We start from the raw sequence: 16,498 nt of genomic DNA, 5'->3' as shown, positions 1-16,498 counted from the left end.
TCAAACTACTAAAACAGGATTGTTGTGGACTAAGAGATTGTCACTCTCACACCAAGAGACGGCTTTCGCGAGACCGTGACCCGATAGGCAAACTCCAATGGAAGGTCAGATTTGATATTTGACCTTCTTCCGCCAAGCGGCTGGTGTGGTGCTGTAAATCTTGCGGAACTGACGAATGAAATGGGTAGTGTCTTGCCACCCAACATGGGGTGCGATTTGATCAACGGCTAAGTCCGTGTGCTGTAAAAGCTGAGCGGCTTTTGCGACGCGGGCAGATGCGATCCAAGTGCCGACGGTAAATCCGGTCTCACTCTTTACACTCGCCGCGACATGGGGGGCGGTGCGCCCCACAGCATCTGCAACGTCGGTCAGAGAAATTGGCGTAAAACTATGTTGTTGGATGAAACGTAGCGCCTGTGCGACCAGCTTTGATCCGGTTGCGTCATCGCCCATTGCTGGAGTGGCTCTTGCTGTTTCCGCCAATATCAACGTGATCAAACTGCGCTGCACATCTGTGCTTTCTGCTGTTTGATGTTCGGTTTCACTTGCAAGCGTTCTAAACCAAACCTGTATTGATTTTTGCGCCTCTTCGGAGAGTGAAATAACCGGCATCGCCCCTAAGCGAACATCCGCAAACGGACGCATAACAGCCTGTGTTTCATCAAATCCAAATCCGCCAGCCGAAAACCCCAGCAACCAATAATCAAGATTCTCCCCCGCAAGCGGTCGATGCGGCACGCCCGCGGGAACAATGGTGACGCTGCCGGGCAATGACAATGCCTCGTAGCGTTGTTCCATGGTAAACCAGCCATCAAGTGCAAAAAGCAAACCATGCTCTGCGTGTACGGTTACCGGCGCGGGGTTTGTTACAGCCGCCGTTTCATGGATCACATAGCATAGCGGATGTGGCGCTGGTTCTGGTTTAGAAGGGTTGGACAATGGACATTTCCGATACATCGTAAGATCAGCCGATAATACCCAAATCGACGCTCTAAAGCAAACAAGTGAATTCGCCTAAATTAGTTTCATAGCGAGCAATAATTCAGAGGTTACTATGAACGAAACTCAATTCGATCTTATCATTATCGGGGGCGGACCTGCAGGCCAATCAGCAGCTTTAATGGCTGGGCGCACCAGACTGAAAACAGCCTTCATCAACGCTGAAGATCCTCGGAATTTTGTCACCACCGCTTCACACGGTTTCTTGACGCGGGATGGTGCTCATCCAAGTGAGATTTTAACTGTCGCAAAAGACCAGCTGAAAAAATACACGACGGTCGATTATGTTAAAGACCGTGTGACCAACGTTGCGCGGACACCCTCAGGATTTTCCGCAACGTTGATGGATGGTCGAATATTGCATGGGAAGAAGATGTTGATCGCAACCGGGCATAAGGACAATCTGGCGGAGTTGGAATTGCCGGGCCTTGAAGCTGTTTATGGAAAGTCCGTTTATCCATGCCCATTTTGTGACGGCTTTGAACATAAAGATGAAGCGCTGGCCATATTCGGGCACAGTGTAGTTCAGCACTTCGTGCCTATGATGCGGGTTTGGTCGAAAGACCTTGTGGTGTTCACCAACGGTAAAGCGTTGGATGATCATACCAAGGCAGAGCTCGTGTCAAAAGGCGTGCCCGTTGAGGAGAGCAAGGTAGAAGCGCTCATTTCGACCGACGGCAAATTGACCCATGTCGAACTTGAAGGTGGCCGCAAGGTCGTGCGCCAAAGTGGCTTTGTGGTAGAGGAATTTTCTTCGCCCGCGACCAACTTTGCCGAGCAGCTCGGCGTCATTCCAACCGAGGAGAACGATTGGGGCATGAAAGAGCTTGCAGGTGCGTCAGGGACAACCAACATCCCCGGCCTTTACGTGGTAGGCGACGCCCGTATTGGGTTTAGTGGTATCGCTGCAGCAGTTGCAGAAGGTGGATTTTGCGTGGAGATGATGCTGCACGAATTGGCGATGGAGCGGTGGGGCGCGTTGCCGGAGGTGATGGTATGAGCCAGACGAAAACCCAAATACTTTGGGAAAAGCAAGATCAGCATAAAGGCGATCGGCTACGGCTGTTTCAAGCCATTGGTGAGGTCATTCCCGCGACGAAAGTCCTTTATGCAGGGAGCTATGTCGATGTAGCGCCATCGTTTGTCTTTGATGATGTGACCTATGCGGATATGGACAAAAGGGCGGCAAAATTCTTCGCCGATATTGATGGGGTTCGTCAGATCATTTCCGAGAATGGCGGCAGTGCTGATGCGCAGTTTCAATTCAAGCACGGCGACTATTATGATCTTGAATTGGCGGATCAACACTTTGATCTGCTGATTTCGCTTTATGCTGGGTTCATATCTGAGGCGTGTGGACACTTCCTGCGTATCGGGGGAACCCTGTTGGTCAATTCAAGCCATGGCGACGCTGCTCTCGCAGCGCTCGATCCGCGTTTTAGGTTTGCTGGTGTGGTCGAGACCAATAAGGACGGATACAAGGTTTCCCGCGATAATCTTGATCTGTATATGGTTCCCAAGAAACCCCAAACCATCACCCGCGAAACACTTATCGCGTCAGGTCGCGGTATTGCCTATACGAAATCGCCGTTCGCATATCTCTTTGAGCGCGTGCAGTAAAATATTCTTAGGTCAAAGGAAGTTGACAGCTTCGCTCACCAACAGGGCGGCAGAAATTATAGCGCCGAATAAACCCAGCCATTTCCAATTTTTGAGTTCTGCAGCGTGTTCTTTACTGCCGCCAATGCGCCAGAGTGAGAAATTAACGAGCACAAAAACACAAAGTATGATCACGCTTGTCACTCTTGCTAGATGGACGAGCGGAAAGCTCAACGCCAAAACAATCGTCATCGCTGCCACAAACCAGGTGGAAAAGCTCGGGGTTTGGCGCTTGGGGTCAAGATGTGCAAACAGTTGAGGCACAAGCTTTTCATTCGCCATGCCGTACAAAACGCGAGCCGCCATGACGATTTGCACCAATATGCCATTGACCATCGCCGTGGTGGCAATCGCTGCGATGATATCGCCATCTCTGCCTGACAACGCACTGTACAAGTCAGCAATTGGTGCGTCGCTTTGTGCTAGTTTTGAAATGTCCACACTGTTGACAGCAACAAGCGCGACCAACATGTAAATAACGATCGTTATCGATAGGGTGATCAAAATGGCGCGTGGAACGGTTGCGCGAGGATTTGTTGTTTCCTCTGCCATATTCTCGATATCTTCAAAGCCGATAAAGGCAAAAAACGCGATCATCGCCGCAGAAGTAAGCGCAAAGACTTGGGTGTTGGGCGCAAACAGATTGAGGTTCACCGTGAAAACAGTGTTTACGTCAAGATGGGGGAAGCCGAGCCAACAAATATAAGCGAGCGTGCCCAGTTCCAATACAGTAATAACCGCCGCAAATATCACGCTCTCTCGCACACCAAGCCATGCGATACCTGCAAGCGAGATGACAACAACGCTGGTGATAAGCGGTGTCGGAATATCGACCAATTGTTGAAAATAACCCGCGAATGCAAGCGAAACCACGGCGCTTGATATGATAGCGGTTGCAACAACGCCAAGACCGACCAAACGCCCTAAAAGTGGCCCAAGCCCGACTTTTACGAAAACGGCTTCGCCGCCTGCGCGTGGATAAAGGGAAGCCAACTTGGCATAGGAGAGGCCTGTTGCCGCCGCGATAAAGCCGGCGATAAGAAATGCCAATGGGGCTTGAGAACCCGCGATGCCAACAATCTCGCCGATAAGGGCAAAAATGCCTGCCCCAACGGTCACGCCCACACCGTAAAAAACCAGCATGGGGAGTGATAAGGAGCGCTTGAGTTTTACTGGATCGTTTTTAATGGTTCGCACGTGGCTATCCCTTTAAAAACTGTATCCTACTCCACAAATAGAACGAGCAGTTGATCCATATTAAGTCCCACAAAATGTTTGATGTACGCGTTCATCAGGTTCTGGTGGCAGGCTATAGGCGTGGTGAACCGGTTGATCTTGATAAGGTGTTTTTAAAACACTCATCAGTTCCTCGAACAGCGTAAAGTCACCTTCCGTCGCCGCATCAATCACGGCCTGAACGCGATGATTGCGCGGGATGAAAGCTGGGTTTACGGATCGCATCAATTCCTGGTCAACACGATCCCCGCCATCGGTGTGTCGAAGCCAGTTATTGATCCATTCAGTGAGCGGTAATTGAGCAGCTCCAATTTCGGGGTTTTTCAAGTTAAGTCTTGAGAGCGCGCGGAATGTGTTGGTGTAATCAGCTCGCGCTTCTTTCATAACATTGAGCAACTCAACGGCCAGTTCGAAGTCACTGTCCTGTTCGGTTTTGATGCCGATCTTGGATAGCATACCAGTGCGGAAAGCCGCATCGAATTGGGGGGCAAATTGATCAATGCTCGCTTGGGCGATTTCTAGGGCCTTTTCCTCGTCCTCATTCAATATAGGCAACATGGATTGAGCTAAAACACCAAGGTTCCATCGAGCAATGCGTGGCTGATTTTGGTAAGCATAACGAGCGAACTGGTCGATGGAGCTAAAAACCGTCGCCGGGTCATATTCGTCCATAAAAGCGCAGGGTCCATAGTCGATCGTTTCGCCTGCAACCGACATATTGTCTGTGTTCATGACCCCATGAATGAACCCCAGCAATTGCCATTTAGCGATGAGTTCTGCTTGCGATGAAACCACTCGATCAAGAAATTTGACATACTTATCGGGACCATTGATGTCCGGGGCATGCCGCTCAATGGAAAAGTCAGCTAGTTTTTCCAGCCCTTCTTTGTCGTCGCGTGCAACAAAAAATTGAAACGTACCAACGCGCACAAAACTCTTGGCGACCCGCGTAATGATCGCACCGGGCAGCGGTTTTTCTCTGCGCACAATTTCCCCGGTTGTCACCGCAGCCAATGCCCGCGTAGTTGGCACCCCAAGTGCATGCATGGCTTCTGAAAGAACATATTCTCGAAGAACAGGCCCTAGAGCTGCCCGTCCGTCGCCATTGCGCGAATAGGCCGTGGGGCCAGAGCCTTTCAACTGCACATCAAAATGCTGGCCCACTTTGTTCTGAACATCACCCAGCAACAATGCTCGTCCATCGCCCATTTGTGGGTTCCAGTTACCGAACTGGTGGCCTGAATAGGCCATCGCTAAGGGCGTGGTGTCGTGTGCAACCATGTTCCCGGAGAGAATCTCCAAACCCTTTTCACCGGACAGAACATCACAATCCAGTTGCAATTCTGTCGCTAAGTTCTGGTTGAACGCAATCCAATTGGGACTCGAAACCGGCGTGGCAGGCTGCTTGGTGTAAAATCGCTCGGGCAATTGAGCATACTGGTTCCCGAAAATCGGCATATCGTGAGCAGGCAAAAATTCATCCAATTCATGGGCTGGAAATGATGGGAACCTGTTTGGTAGCAGCAAATCCACATAGATGGGAAATCAATTCAATGTTCAACAAAGTGATACATATAGTTTACCAAATATGCGGAAATTAATATGTTTTAAACCATGTCGGAGGATGCTGATGGCACTGTCATTTTCATGTTTGGTTCAAATTCATGTTCTTCCAGCTATCGCGATTGTTCACAATTCGGAACAAACTGATCTTCTTCATTGGCTTAATCGCCGTGGGATTAGCGCTGATCGCCACAACTTATGTTGGTGGTCTAAATCGGGCGCAAAACGCCCTTTCAGTCGAAAAAGAACTAAGCGCGCTGGCACAAAGCTACAGCAACTCGCTGGTGGAATATAAAAACTTTGACTATTTGCGCGAAAGCTTTTTGCGCACACGAAGCCCTGAAGCGCTCGCAACGCTTCAAGCCGCATTTGCCCAAACAGAAGCGTCACTGCTTGCTATTCAAGCGCAAGAGCTTGCTGATCCAGACGCTATTGCGACGGCCCTCAAGGGGTTATCCGTGCAGCTTGAACTGTTGCAGGACGTAAGTGCAATTCAGTCGGACCTGGGGTTGGTGACAGAGTATGCCGTGCAATATACAGAAGGCGAAGGCATCGACACCATCGACAATCTTGCGGTGCGCATTTCCAATGTCGCAGGTCGTTTAAGCACACGAATACTAGAAGAATTCGAGTTCGACGAAACGGTTGAAATCGCCAACCTAAATGCTGTTTTCAACAATGTACGTCGCGCGGAAGCCAATCTGACAGGACTGCCGATTGACGACAATTGGACGTCCTTTAGTCAATTGGTCAGCCAGTTCAAATCCGTAGGAAACGAAGCTGACCTTGATCCAGATTTCTGGTCTGAAATTGAAACGGAGTTCGCTGCTTATGTTGTCGAAATGAGCGCGTGGTGGAGCAAAAAACAAGAATTGGACGTGGCCGTCCAAAGCTTGGTCGATAATTCAGAACGCCAACGCACACAAATCGCCGGCCTTGCCGCGCAGTCTCAAGAGGCCGCCCACACTGCATCTTTGGGCGCCGCAGACGAAGCGTCTCTAGCCCAAACGATTATGTTGGCCGGGGTTGCTGGATTTTCTGCAACCATCCTAATAATGGGCATATCCATTATTGTTTCCATCGTGCGGCCCCTATCGCACATCACCAAACAAACGGATCGTTTGGCGGAAGGGGATTTGGATATTGAATTGCCCAATTATCATCCGAAAACTGAAATCGGCGCGATTACGAAATCACTGTTGGTGTTCCGCGAGAACGCCAAAGAGCGATTGGAGCTGCAATCCGAGCAGGAAAAACTCGACCTCACCAGCAAGCAAAAACTTGAGCATGAGGCGCAAGCGACAGCGCAGTTTATTGCAGACTTGCGCCGGCAGTTCGAAAAATTTGGTGCAGGCGAATTCTCAATTGATCTTCGTCCAGTACAAGACCTCAGGTTCTCAAATGAGGTATGTGGTGCTGTCACTGAACTCGGTGACAATTTGCAATCCGTGTTGGATGAAATCCACCACATGGTTTCCAGCATGGCGAGCGGTGATTTAACGGTGCGCGTTGACGATGATCGACCGGGTCGTTTTGGCGAAATCGCAAAGGCGCTCAATTCCAGTGCGAATTCGATTTCAAACGTCGTATCGACGCTAAAAGTCAGCATCGGCAATATGGATGCCGCGTTCGCTCAGTTCAACCAAACAGCCAGCGAGCTATCCCAGCAAGCCGAGCGTGAAGCGCAAACGGTAAAAACAACCACCGACGCCACTTCGGGTGTTTCAACGGCTGCGGCTTCAAACCGCGATACGGCCCAAGACTCGCTTGGTATTTCAACACAAACGGCGAAGTCTGCTGAGAAAAGTCAGAAGATCCTTAAAAACACAATCGCTCAAATGGATGCGCTACGCGACCATTCGCAAAAAATGGCGTCCGTTACCGATCAGGTTGGCGAAATGGCCTTCCAGACCGATCTTTTGGCGCTTAACGCCTCAGTGGAAGCCGCTCGAGCAGGTGAAGCAGGGCGTGGGTTCGCAGTTGTTGCCGGAGAGGTGCGCGGCCTTGCCATTCGTTCAGGTGAAGCGGCCAAGGACATTCAACGACAAGTGGAACAAGCCATCGCTGAAATCCAATCAAGTGTGCAGATGGTAAATGATTTAGGCGATGAGCTTGGTGATATGATCGGGCAAACCGATTTATTGCACAAAAGCATTGAAGGCATAACGCAAAGCTCTGACGAGCAAGCGACGACCTTGCTTGACATCATGGGTTCCCTTGGGACCATTAATGAGATGACGCAGAATAACGCCGCATTGGCAGAACAAACCAGCCAATCAACAGATCAGTTTGTCGAGGACATTCAAAAGCTCACTGAATTGGCTGATTTTTTCAGTGCTGGCGCGTCATCTGGTCGGTCAAAAGCCGCATAAAACTAGGCTTTTCAGCGTAATGTTGATGGTCCAATAAAAAAGGCGGAGAACAATGTCCCCGCCTTCCTAAACTCAACTCAAAGCTTGAAACTAGTTCACGCCCAAACGTTTCTTGATTGAGGCAACGGTTGCTCGTGGCGTCGCAGCCAACAATGTTTTGGTATAATCATGCTGCGGGTTAGAGAAAATTTCCTCCCGCGTATTTTGCTCAACGATTTCACCAAAATACATCACCATCACCCGGTCCGCGATATATTTGACCACCGACAGATCGTGCGAGATGAAGATGTAGGAAAGATTGAACTCGTCTTGCAAATCCGCGAGCAAGTTCAAAATCTGCGCCTGCACAGATAAATCAAGCGCTGAAACAGGTTCATCCAAAACCAAGATCTTTGGCCGCAACATCAACGCCCGCGCAATCGCGATCCGCTGACGTTGACCGCCTGAGAACATGTGCGGATAGCGCCCATAATGCACAGGCTCTAGTCCTACTTTTTCAAGCATTTCCATCGCCAGTTTACGGCGTTCATCCGCTGGCATGTTGGTGTTGATCACCAACGGCTCTTCCAACACATCGCCAACTTTTTGGCGGGGATTGAGCGAGCCATATGGGTTTTGAAAAACGATCTGAACACGTTGGCGCATTTCAGCGGTTGGCTTTTGCACATTGATGTTGATGTCTTGGCCTTCGATCTCAAGATCGCCAGCCGTTTGTGCATCAATTAAGGTTAGAATGCGGGCCAAAGTTGATTTACCGCACCCACTTTCGCCCACAACCGCAAGCGTTTCGCCTTCGATGACATCAAAACTGATGCCCTTAAGAGCATGCACCACATCACCTTTTTTGAACATGCCGCCTTGGGTGACATAATCGCGATAGATGTTTTGTGCTTTTAGGATCACATTACTCATGATGCGGCTCCTTCATCGGCAAAGTTGTCGCCAAAGTCCGAAACGGTTGGCAATCGATCGCCTTCTGCACGTTCTGGCAGAGCAGACAGCAAAGCCTTGGTATAGGGGTTTTGTGGGTTTTCGAACAATTCGAGCACGCCAGCCTCTTCCATCTGACGCCCTTTATATTGCACCACAACACGTTGAGCCGTTTCGGCCACAACACCCATATCGTGGGTGATCATGATCAGCGCCATATTGTTTTTCTTTTGAATATCCAACAGCAAATCAAGGATCTGCTTTTGAATGGTCACGTCAAGCGCCGTGGTCGGCTCATCAGCAATCAATAGCGTTGGATTGCACGAAATCGCCATGGCGATCATCACCCGCTGGCATTGACCGCCAGACAATTGATGCGGATAGCTTTTAAGCTTTTTGTCCGGTTCGGGAATGCCAACAAGTTCGAACAATTCAATTGCCCGCTCTTTGCGTTCATTTGAATTCAGATCAGTGTGCGCATTGAGCATTTCATTGATCTGAAAACCAACCGTAAAGCACGGGTTAAGGCTTGCCACTGGTTCCTGGAAGATCATCGAAATGTCTTTACCGATCAACTTACGACGTTCGCCTTCGCTCAGATTTTGAATATCTGTGCCTTCAAATTCCATCTTGTCTGCGGTAATCGTTGCGGTATTGGGCAATAGGCCCATCACAGCAAGCATGGCCACAGACTTACCCGATCCACTCTCGCCCACGATGGCGAGAATGTCGTTTTGGTTGACCTTAAAGTTTACCCCATCAACCGCCTTAAACGGGCCGTCAGCGGTATCAAAGGTCACGGTTAGATTTTTAATCTCTAATACGTTTGGTTTTGAATTTTCCATGGCCATTAGCTCCGCTTGAGTTTTGGATCAAGCGCATCGCGCAGGCCGTCGCCGACCAAGTTGATCGCCAAAACGGTGACAAGAATCGCAATCCCTGGGAATGTAACCACCCACCAAGCTCGCAACACGAACTCGCGTGCTTCTGCAAGCATTGTGCCCCATTCAGGGGTCGGTGGTTGGGCGCCCATGCCCAAGAAGCCAAGGGCCGCCGCATCCAAAATCGCCGCTGAAAACGACAAGGTCGCTTGAACGATCAAGGGTGCCAAACAGTTGGGCAAAATGGTTCTGAACATCAATCGCATATGCCCGGCACCTGCAACTTTTGCAGATGTCACATATTCGCGGTTGGCTTCACTCATTACCGCTGCACGGGTAAGTCGGGCAAAGTGAGGTTGCAAAACAATTGCAATTGCGATCATCGCGTTCACAAGACCTGGGCCAAGAATAGCAACAAGCACAAGCGCCATCAGCAAGGATGGAAACGCCAAGATGATATCCATAACCCGCATGATGATGCCATCAACCCAGCCACGGAAGTAACCCGCAACCAGCCCGATGATAATACCACCGGTCAAGGAAATCGAAACAACAACCACCCCGATGAAGAGTGAAAATCGCGAGCCGTGAATGAGGCGAGAGAGCATATCGCGCCCCACCGCATCAGTGCCCAAAATGTAACTCCAGCTGCCGCCTTCTGACCAAACCGGGGGCACCAGAAATGCATCACGATATTGATGGCCGGGGTCATGTGGCGCCAATAAGGGCGCAAAAGTTGCGACAAATATCATGAACCCAAAAACAACAAGGCCGATAACGGCGCCCTTGTTGGCGCTAAAATAGTGCCAGAACTCTTTGAGCATTTGCAGCTGCGCATTACGCGCTTCTGCTTTGACCTGAGATGGGTCAATTTTTGTTACCTGTGAATCAGTCATCTAAAGTCCTCACTGATGCCTGATGCGCGGGTTAATGAGGCCGTAAAGCACATCAACTGTTAGGTTCACCACCATAACAATCAATGCGATCAGCACCAATCCACCCTGCACAGACGGATAATCCCGTCTAAAAATACTATCAACCATCCACTTGCCGATACCCGGCCAAGAAAAGATAGTTTCTGTCAAAATTGCACCCGCCAGCAACACGCCGACCTGCAAACCAATGGTTGTGATCACCGGAATAAGTGCATTGCGCAAAGCGTGAACGCCGATCACTTGCAATTGCCCCAAGCCTTTCGCGCGTGCCGTACGCACATAGTCTTCGCCCAACACTTCTAGCATGGCTGAGCGTGTTTGACGCGCAATCACCGCCAGCGGAATTGTACCCAGCACAATGGTCGGCAATATCAGGTGCATAAACGCGGATTTAAACGCGCCTTGTTGCCCTGACAGCAAACTATCAATCAGCATAAAGCCGGTGACTTGTGGGAAGAAGTAGATAAGCGATATGCGGCCTGAAACCGGTGTCCATCCCAATGTGCCCGAAAAGAAGATGATGAGCAAAAGCCCCCACCAAAAAATCGGCATTGAGTAACCCGCAAGCGCGGTGCCCATGGCCAACTGATCAAACCATGATCCACGTTTCACCGCTGAAATGATCCCTGCTGGAATGCCCAAGGCAATCGCAAAGATGATGGCGCATAAGGCCAGTTCAACAGTGGCTGGAAACAGGGTCAGGAACTCGTCCAAAACAGGGCGCTTTGTCGAAATTGAAGTCCCAAAGTCGCCTTGGAACAAATTGACCAGATAGGTGAAATATTGTTCCCAAATTGGTCGGTCAAAGCCAAACTGAACCAGAAGTTCTTGGTACCGTTCCGGCTTTACCCCGCGCTCTCCCGCGAGCGCTAGGATTGGATCCCCAGGCAATACACGCACGAAACCAAAAGCCACGATGGTGATGCCGAAGAATGTGGGCACAATCAGTGCCAACTTATTTAAGATGAATTTAAACATTCTTTTTCCTAAGAAAACAGGCGCTGAAAATCCAGCGCCTGCTCAAGTCCATTCAAAGTGTCATCAAGATCTACTGATCAAGATCAACGCCATCAAACCAGTGGCCACCCAATGGGTCCATTACATAGCCTTTAACTTTGGTTGACATTGGCATGAACACTGTTGAGTGCGCAATTGTTGCCCATGGAGCTTCACGTTTAAACACAACCTGTGCTTCTTCATAAAGCTTGGTACGCTCTGCCATGTCTGAAGTTGTTTTGGCTTTAAGCGTTAGAGCATCAAACTCTTCGTTACACCATTGAGCACGGTTTGAGCCGCCAACACCATCACAGCCCAAAAGAACCGCTAGGAAGTTGTCAGGATCACCATTGTCACCTGTCCAACCAAGAAGAACTGCGCCTTTGCGGTCGACTTCTTTAGAACGAGCAAGATACTCACCCCATTCGAACGAAACGATCTGAACGTCAACACCAACTTCGGCGAAATCAGCTTGGATCAGTTCAGCCATACGACGGGCATTCGGGTTGTATGGGCGCTGAACAGGCATTGCCCAAACTTCCATCTCAAGACCGGTTACGCCCTCAGCTTCAAGTGCTGCTTTTGACGCTGCTGGATCATATGGATCATCCTGGATCGCGTCATTGTAAGACCACATGGTTGGTGGAATTGGGTTTTTCGCAGCAGAACCAGCGCCTTGGAATACTGAATCAAGGATCGCTTGCTTGTTGATCGCCATGTTAAGCGCTTTACGCACTTTAGGGTTATTGAACGGCTCAACTTGCGTATTGTAAGCAAGGTAACCAACGTTCAAGCCTTGCTGTTCCATCATAACCAAGTTGCTATCAGCTTTTAGGCCATCAATGTCAGCAGGGTTAGGATATGGAGCAACGTGACATTCGCCAGCTTTCAACTTCTGAGCGCGAACTGCCGCGTCAGTTGTGATCGCGAACACTAGATCGTCGATAGGCTGCTTGCCACCCCAATAGTCGCCGTGTGCCGCATAACGGATCACAGCATCTTTTTGGTATGCAACAAAGCTAAATGGACCTGTGCCCACTGGCTCTTGGTTTAGCATTTCTTGTGTGCCTGATGCTGCCAACTGGTCTGCATATTCTGCAGAAACAACTGAAGCAAAATCCATAGCAAGGTTTGCAACCATTGGAGCTTCTGGACGTGTCAGCATGAACTTCACAGTGTAATCGTCAACTTTAACGATATCAGCGATCAGGTCAGGCATAGACATGCCGTTGAAATATTCCCAAGAAATACCCGGTACATATTCGTACCATGGGTGATCTGCATTGCGCTGACGGTCAAATGTGAACAGCACGTCGTCCGCATTAAAGTCACGTGATGGAGTAAAGAAACCAGTTGTATGGAACTTTACGCCTTTACGTAGATTAAATGTATATTCCAAACCATCTTCTGAAACTTCCCAGCTTTCAGCTAGACCTGGAATAACTTCTGATGTGCCGCGCTTAAACTCAACCAAACGGTTGTAAAGCGGCTTAGAAGAGGCATCAAATGTTGTACCGGCAGTATATGGTGCAACGTCAAACCCTTCAGGAGACCCTTCAGAACAATATACGAGTGTCTTGGCATAGGCACCGCCCGCCATAACACTCATTAGAGCTGTTGCTGCCAACAGCTTGGTAAATCTTCTCATGATATTGTATCCCTCCAATTATCATTTACGGCACTCGGACGCCGCCGGGTAAACAAAACCGCTTTTGAGCTTTTGCGCAACCGCAAATCAAAAGAATTTTGCCAGAATTGTCCGACAAAACTCATTCTTTGTAAATAAACCCGTGAATTTGTCCAGCCAACTAATGACTTAGCATTGATTCGAGGTGATCTTCAAAGATCAGTGCTGGATTGATTTGTTGGGCATTCTTGAACTGCGCTTCTGCCAAAAGTGATCGATTTAGAAACGAAATCATGCCTTGAGCAGCTTTTTCGCCCCCTAAGAGCGGGTAGTAACCGGCTTGAAGACGCTCAATCAGCAACTTTTTGATTCTGACGTACCGTTGCCCGGCTTCAGGGCCGGTACTGATGGATATCGTTTGTTTGAAATATTGATGAAGCGGGCGCGTAATATGAAACGCGTGCTCAACATGGCAAAAGGCGTCCAAAATTAAACCCAAATCAACAAGGCACGGCAGATCTGTATCATATTTGATCGGCACCAGTTTTCGGTCATGTGCGACCATGCTGTCCATTGAGATGTTGCATCGTTTATAGTGTTGTGCGCTTAGCAAACGATCTTTTCCTGTGCAGCCAACAAATCTTAAATGCTCGCCTGTCTGGGTCACAACTTCCAACCCGGTCGTGACCAAGGGATGTTGCGCCAATGCGACAGCAATTTGCTCTAATTTGTCGGGCGCAAATTGATCGTCAGCATCCAGAACAGCGATATAACGCCCGCCTGCAATGCTCATGCCGACATTGCGGGCATTTGACGAGCCTGTGCCAACACCATCGGTTTGGGTGAATTTTATGCGCGGGTCATCAATTTGGTTTGTGCGCAATAGGTGACGATAATCCTGTTGGTCATCCGCACAAATGATCAGTTCAAAATCCATGTGGGTTTGCGCTAAAGCGCTTCGAACGCTAGCAGCGATGGTATTTTGCGCGTTGTAGGCGGGCATAACGATGGAAATGAACATGGGACTTAATCTCACTGAAAAGTTGAAGAAGATGCGTCAGGCAGTGCCTTCAACGCCATTTTTGCGACCAGATATCAACTTGTGACTTGAACTTCTTTATGAGCTAACCATATCTTTAACATGAGGTGCCGCTAAGCGGGCCAAAAAAGTTGCTTTTAAAAGGACAGTTGAGTGTTTGGCCCAAAGGCAGATGCTCCAAGAAAAGAATATGTCACGAATGTCATTTTTCTCCTCTCCATTTCTCCTCGGGTTTGACGAGTTCGAACAACGGCTAGACCGACTGGCCAAAGCCGCCGATGGCTACCCGCCTTACAATATTGAACGGGTTTGCGCCAAAGATGGATCAGAGACCTTTTTGATCTCAATTGCGGTCGCAGGTTTTTCTGAGGATGAGTTGGAAATTACCCTTGAAGATAGTCAACTCCTCATACGTGGACGTCAATCTGATGATCCAAAACGCGAATTTTTGCACCGCGGCATTGCCGCCCGACAATTTCAGCGCAGCTTCTTGCTTGCCGAAAGCATGTTGGTCGAAGGCGCGGATCTACGCGATGGGTTATTGAACGTTTTGATCAGGCGGCCAAATGTCGAAAAAGTCGCCAAACGGATCAAAATCAAGTCTGCAACCTAAGACCAAATCTGCAAGCTAAGAAAAAGTATGGCGATGCCATCAATTTAAGTTTCGGAGTAAAATATGACAAATTCAAACATTACGACACCAACCGCGACACCTTTAAGCACTGAAGATTTTCGGGCGCTGGGCGAAGATAAGATCGTTTATAGCCGTCAACTGACCGGCAAACAGCTTAAAGCGATGTTTCCACAAGCAAAAGACGCACCAGAGCAGATCGAATTTGAAGCACTATTCGGTGCGGATGGCACGCCCTTACTGATCACTGACGATCAAGATGCCATTCACCGATGGTTGGCTGAAAAAGGCCAAAACATCGCCGTGCGTCATTAGGGCCTAAAGCCGTAAAACTCACTTTGTGAGATTAAGCGGCGTCAGATTGACCGGGTATGCTCGTTAAAAGTTGATAAAGCTCATCGCCATCGCGGAGTGAGCGGGCCTGTTCTGCTATATTGTTAGACCGCACCAAACGGGCGATTCGGGACAAAGCTTTAAGATGGTCTGCGCCCGCGCCTTTAGGTGCCAGCAACACAAATGCCAAATCGACGGGCTTTTCATCAACCGCATCAAAATCGATCGGGTGGTCAAGGCGAACAAAGATACACGTCACGCCGCTCAGGCCTGCAACTTTGCCGTGGGGAATGGCGATACCATCGCCAAGCCCCGTGGTGCCCAATTGCTCGCGTTCGGTTAACGTTTTAAAGATTTCATGTGCATCACCGCCCACAAGTTCTGCGGCTTTGTCTGCAGCAAGCTGCAGCAATTGACGCTTACAAGTGGCCTTAGCACAAGGCACTATGGCATCCTTTGAAAGGATATCAGCCAGTTCCATGAATTCTCTCTTGGTTAATTCGAAAAGCGCGTCTTAAGCGTCCTGTGGCTCTGGGTCAACCCAGCCAATATTGCCATCAGCCCGGCGATAAACCACATTTACGCGGCCATGTCCAGCATGGCGAAAAACCATGACGTCCTGTTCGGTCATATCAAGTTCCATCACCGCTTCCCCTACACTCATTGAATGCAAGTTGGATGTGGTTTCTGCAATCACCGCTGGGGAGAAGTCTTCGTCCACTTCTATTTCTGATTCTGGCGACGCCAGAACATATGATTGGGAGGTTGCACCAATGCCAGCGACCCGACGATGGTTTTTCAATTTACGTTTATAGCGTCGTAGGCGTTTCTCAATGCGCTCGGCTGCGGTTTCAAATGCCGAGGTTGCATCACCCGCGTCAGCGCTCGCCTGCAAAATCATGCCTGTATCTAAATGAATGTGACAATCCGCGTTAAAGCGATTGCCTTCATGTTCCAAAGTGAGGTGGCCATCATATCCGCCATCAAAGTATTTAGTGATCGCAGATTCGAGATGGTCTAATGCCTTCGTGCGTAATGCATCGCCGACATCCATGTTCTTTCCTGAAACACGTAAGTTCATTATGTACCCCATTTCGTTGGATTTATTTGAAGGGCTCTAGAGCCGAGGAGAGTATCCTCACAACCAAAGCTTAACGCCGAGTATAGCAAAAGAGCAATCGCTCAAATGTTAGATTATCTTCTCAAATTCCCTTCCATGCGCTTAAAAAAAAGGGTAGTGTTTATAGCTATGCACCAGTGAATCACACCGCTTTTTGCGGCGCATTTATTGTTTTGC

Annotated in this window: 16 protein-coding genes; 5 read left to right on the top strand and 11 right to left on the bottom strand. The window is 49.2% G+C overall.

Annotation, left to right across the window (positions count from 1 at the left end; all coding sequences use genetic code 11):
• Window positions 1-105: 105 nt before the first annotated feature.
• Window positions 106-939, bottom strand: coding sequence for a helix-turn-helix domain-containing protein (locus ACSHWX_RS08455; RefSeq protein WP_435667765.1), 834 nt, complete (start codon window positions 937-939; stop codon window positions 106-108).
• 115 nt (window positions 940-1,054) lie between these two features.
• Here ACSHWX_RS08455 and ACSHWX_RS08450 point away from each other — a divergent pair, with 115 nt between their 5' ends.
• Window positions 1,055-1,999: an NAD(P)/FAD-dependent oxidoreductase gene (locus tag ACSHWX_RS08450; protein ID WP_435667764.1), complete on the top strand. Its 945-nt coding sequence runs from the start codon at window positions 1,055-1,057 to the stop codon at window positions 1,997-1,999.
• Window positions 1,996-2,619: a hypothetical protein gene (locus ACSHWX_RS08445; RefSeq protein WP_435667763.1), complete on the top strand. Its 624-nt coding sequence runs from the start codon at window positions 1,996-1,998 to the stop codon at window positions 2,617-2,619. The genes ACSHWX_RS08450 and ACSHWX_RS08445 overlap by 4 nt, the downstream gene beginning before the upstream one ends.
• A 12-nt stretch (window positions 2,620-2,631) precedes the next feature.
• Here ACSHWX_RS08445 and ACSHWX_RS08440 read toward each other — a convergent pair whose 3' ends face one another.
• Window positions 2,632-3,855 (bottom strand): APC family permease, encoded by a 1,224-nt coding sequence (locus ACSHWX_RS08440; protein ID WP_435667762.1) that lies wholly within the window; start codon window positions 3,853-3,855, stop codon window positions 2,632-2,634.
• 60 nt (window positions 3,856-3,915) lie between these two features.
• Window positions 3,916-5,352, bottom strand: coding sequence for a protein adenylyltransferase SelO (locus tag ACSHWX_RS08435; protein WP_435667824.1), 1,437 nt, complete (start codon window positions 5,350-5,352; stop codon window positions 3,916-3,918).
• A gap of 206 nt (window positions 5,353-5,558) precedes the next feature.
• Here ACSHWX_RS08435 and ACSHWX_RS08430 point away from each other — a divergent pair, with 206 nt between their 5' ends.
• Window positions 5,559-7,829, top strand: coding sequence for a methyl-accepting chemotaxis protein (locus tag ACSHWX_RS08430; protein WP_435667761.1), 2,271 nt, complete (start codon window positions 5,559-5,561; stop codon window positions 7,827-7,829).
• A 90-nt stretch (window positions 7,830-7,919) separates the two neighbouring features.
• Here the strand turns inward: ACSHWX_RS08430 and ACSHWX_RS08425 are convergent, their stop codons facing one another.
• The 6 genes from ACSHWX_RS08425 to ACSHWX_RS08400 all read right to left on the bottom strand — a co-directional run bounded on the left by ACSHWX_RS08425 (window position 7,920) and on the right by ACSHWX_RS08400 (window position 14,219).
• Window positions 7,920-8,741 (bottom strand): dipeptide ABC transporter ATP-binding protein, encoded by an 822-nt coding sequence (locus ACSHWX_RS08425; protein ID WP_435667760.1) that lies wholly within the window; start codon window positions 8,739-8,741, stop codon window positions 7,920-7,922.
• Complete coding sequence (locus tag ACSHWX_RS08420; protein WP_435667759.1) at window positions 8,738-9,604, bottom strand: ABC transporter ATP-binding protein; 867 nt, start codon at window positions 9,602-9,604, stop codon at window positions 8,738-8,740. The genes ACSHWX_RS08425 and ACSHWX_RS08420 overlap by 4 nt, the downstream gene beginning before the upstream one ends.
• Window positions 9,605-9,609: 5 nt before the next feature.
• Window positions 9,610-10,464, bottom strand: coding sequence for an ABC transporter permease subunit (locus tag ACSHWX_RS08415; protein ID WP_435667823.1), 855 nt, complete (start codon window positions 10,462-10,464; stop codon window positions 9,610-9,612).
• Window positions 10,465-10,545: 81 nt separating this feature from the next.
• Complete coding sequence (locus tag ACSHWX_RS08410) at window positions 10,546-11,553, bottom strand: ABC transporter permease subunit (protein WP_435667758.1); 1,008 nt, start codon at window positions 11,551-11,553, stop codon at window positions 10,546-10,548.
• Window positions 11,554-11,623: 70 nt separating this feature from the next.
• Complete coding sequence (locus ACSHWX_RS08405) at window positions 11,624-13,219, bottom strand: ABC transporter substrate-binding protein (protein ID WP_435667757.1); 1,596 nt, start codon at window positions 13,217-13,219, stop codon at window positions 11,624-11,626.
• Window positions 13,220-13,379: 160 nt separating this feature from the next.
• Window positions 13,380-14,219 carry a glycosyltransferase family 2 protein gene (locus tag ACSHWX_RS08400; RefSeq protein WP_435667756.1) on the bottom strand — a complete coding sequence of 280 codons (840 nt, stop codon included), beginning with the start codon at window positions 14,217-14,219 and terminating at the stop codon, window positions 13,380-13,382.
• A 208-nt stretch (window positions 14,220-14,427) separates the two neighbouring features.
• Between ACSHWX_RS08400 and ACSHWX_RS08395 the strand changes: the two genes are divergently transcribed.
• Window positions 14,428-14,850 (top strand): Hsp20 family protein, encoded by a 423-nt coding sequence (locus ACSHWX_RS08395; protein WP_435667755.1) that lies wholly within the window; start codon window positions 14,428-14,430, stop codon window positions 14,848-14,850.
• Between the two features lie 63 nt (window positions 14,851-14,913).
• Complete coding sequence (locus ACSHWX_RS08390) at window positions 14,914-15,183, top strand: DUF1150 family protein (RefSeq protein ID WP_435667754.1); 270 nt, start codon at window positions 14,914-14,916, stop codon at window positions 15,181-15,183.
• A gap of 31 nt (window positions 15,184-15,214) precedes the next feature.
• On the opposite strand, the gene ACSHWX_RS08385 is transcribed toward ACSHWX_RS08390, so the two are convergent.
• On the bottom strand, window positions 15,215-15,682 hold the full coding sequence (locus ACSHWX_RS08385; protein ID WP_435667753.1) for a PTS sugar transporter subunit IIA: 468 nt from the start codon (window positions 15,680-15,682) through the stop codon (window positions 15,215-15,217).
• 33 nt (window positions 15,683-15,715) lie between these two features.
• Window positions 15,716-16,282, bottom strand: coding sequence for a ribosome hibernation-promoting factor, HPF/YfiA family (gene hpf, locus ACSHWX_RS08380; protein WP_435667752.1), 567 nt, complete (start codon window positions 16,280-16,282; stop codon window positions 15,716-15,718).
• Window positions 16,283-16,498 lie beyond the last annotated feature (216 nt).

This window comes from Maritalea sp. (assembly GCF_051251695.1).
GTDB lineage: Bacteria > Pseudomonadota > Alphaproteobacteria > Rhizobiales > Devosiaceae > Maritalea.
This window is presented reverse-complemented; position numbering and strand designations above follow the sequence as displayed.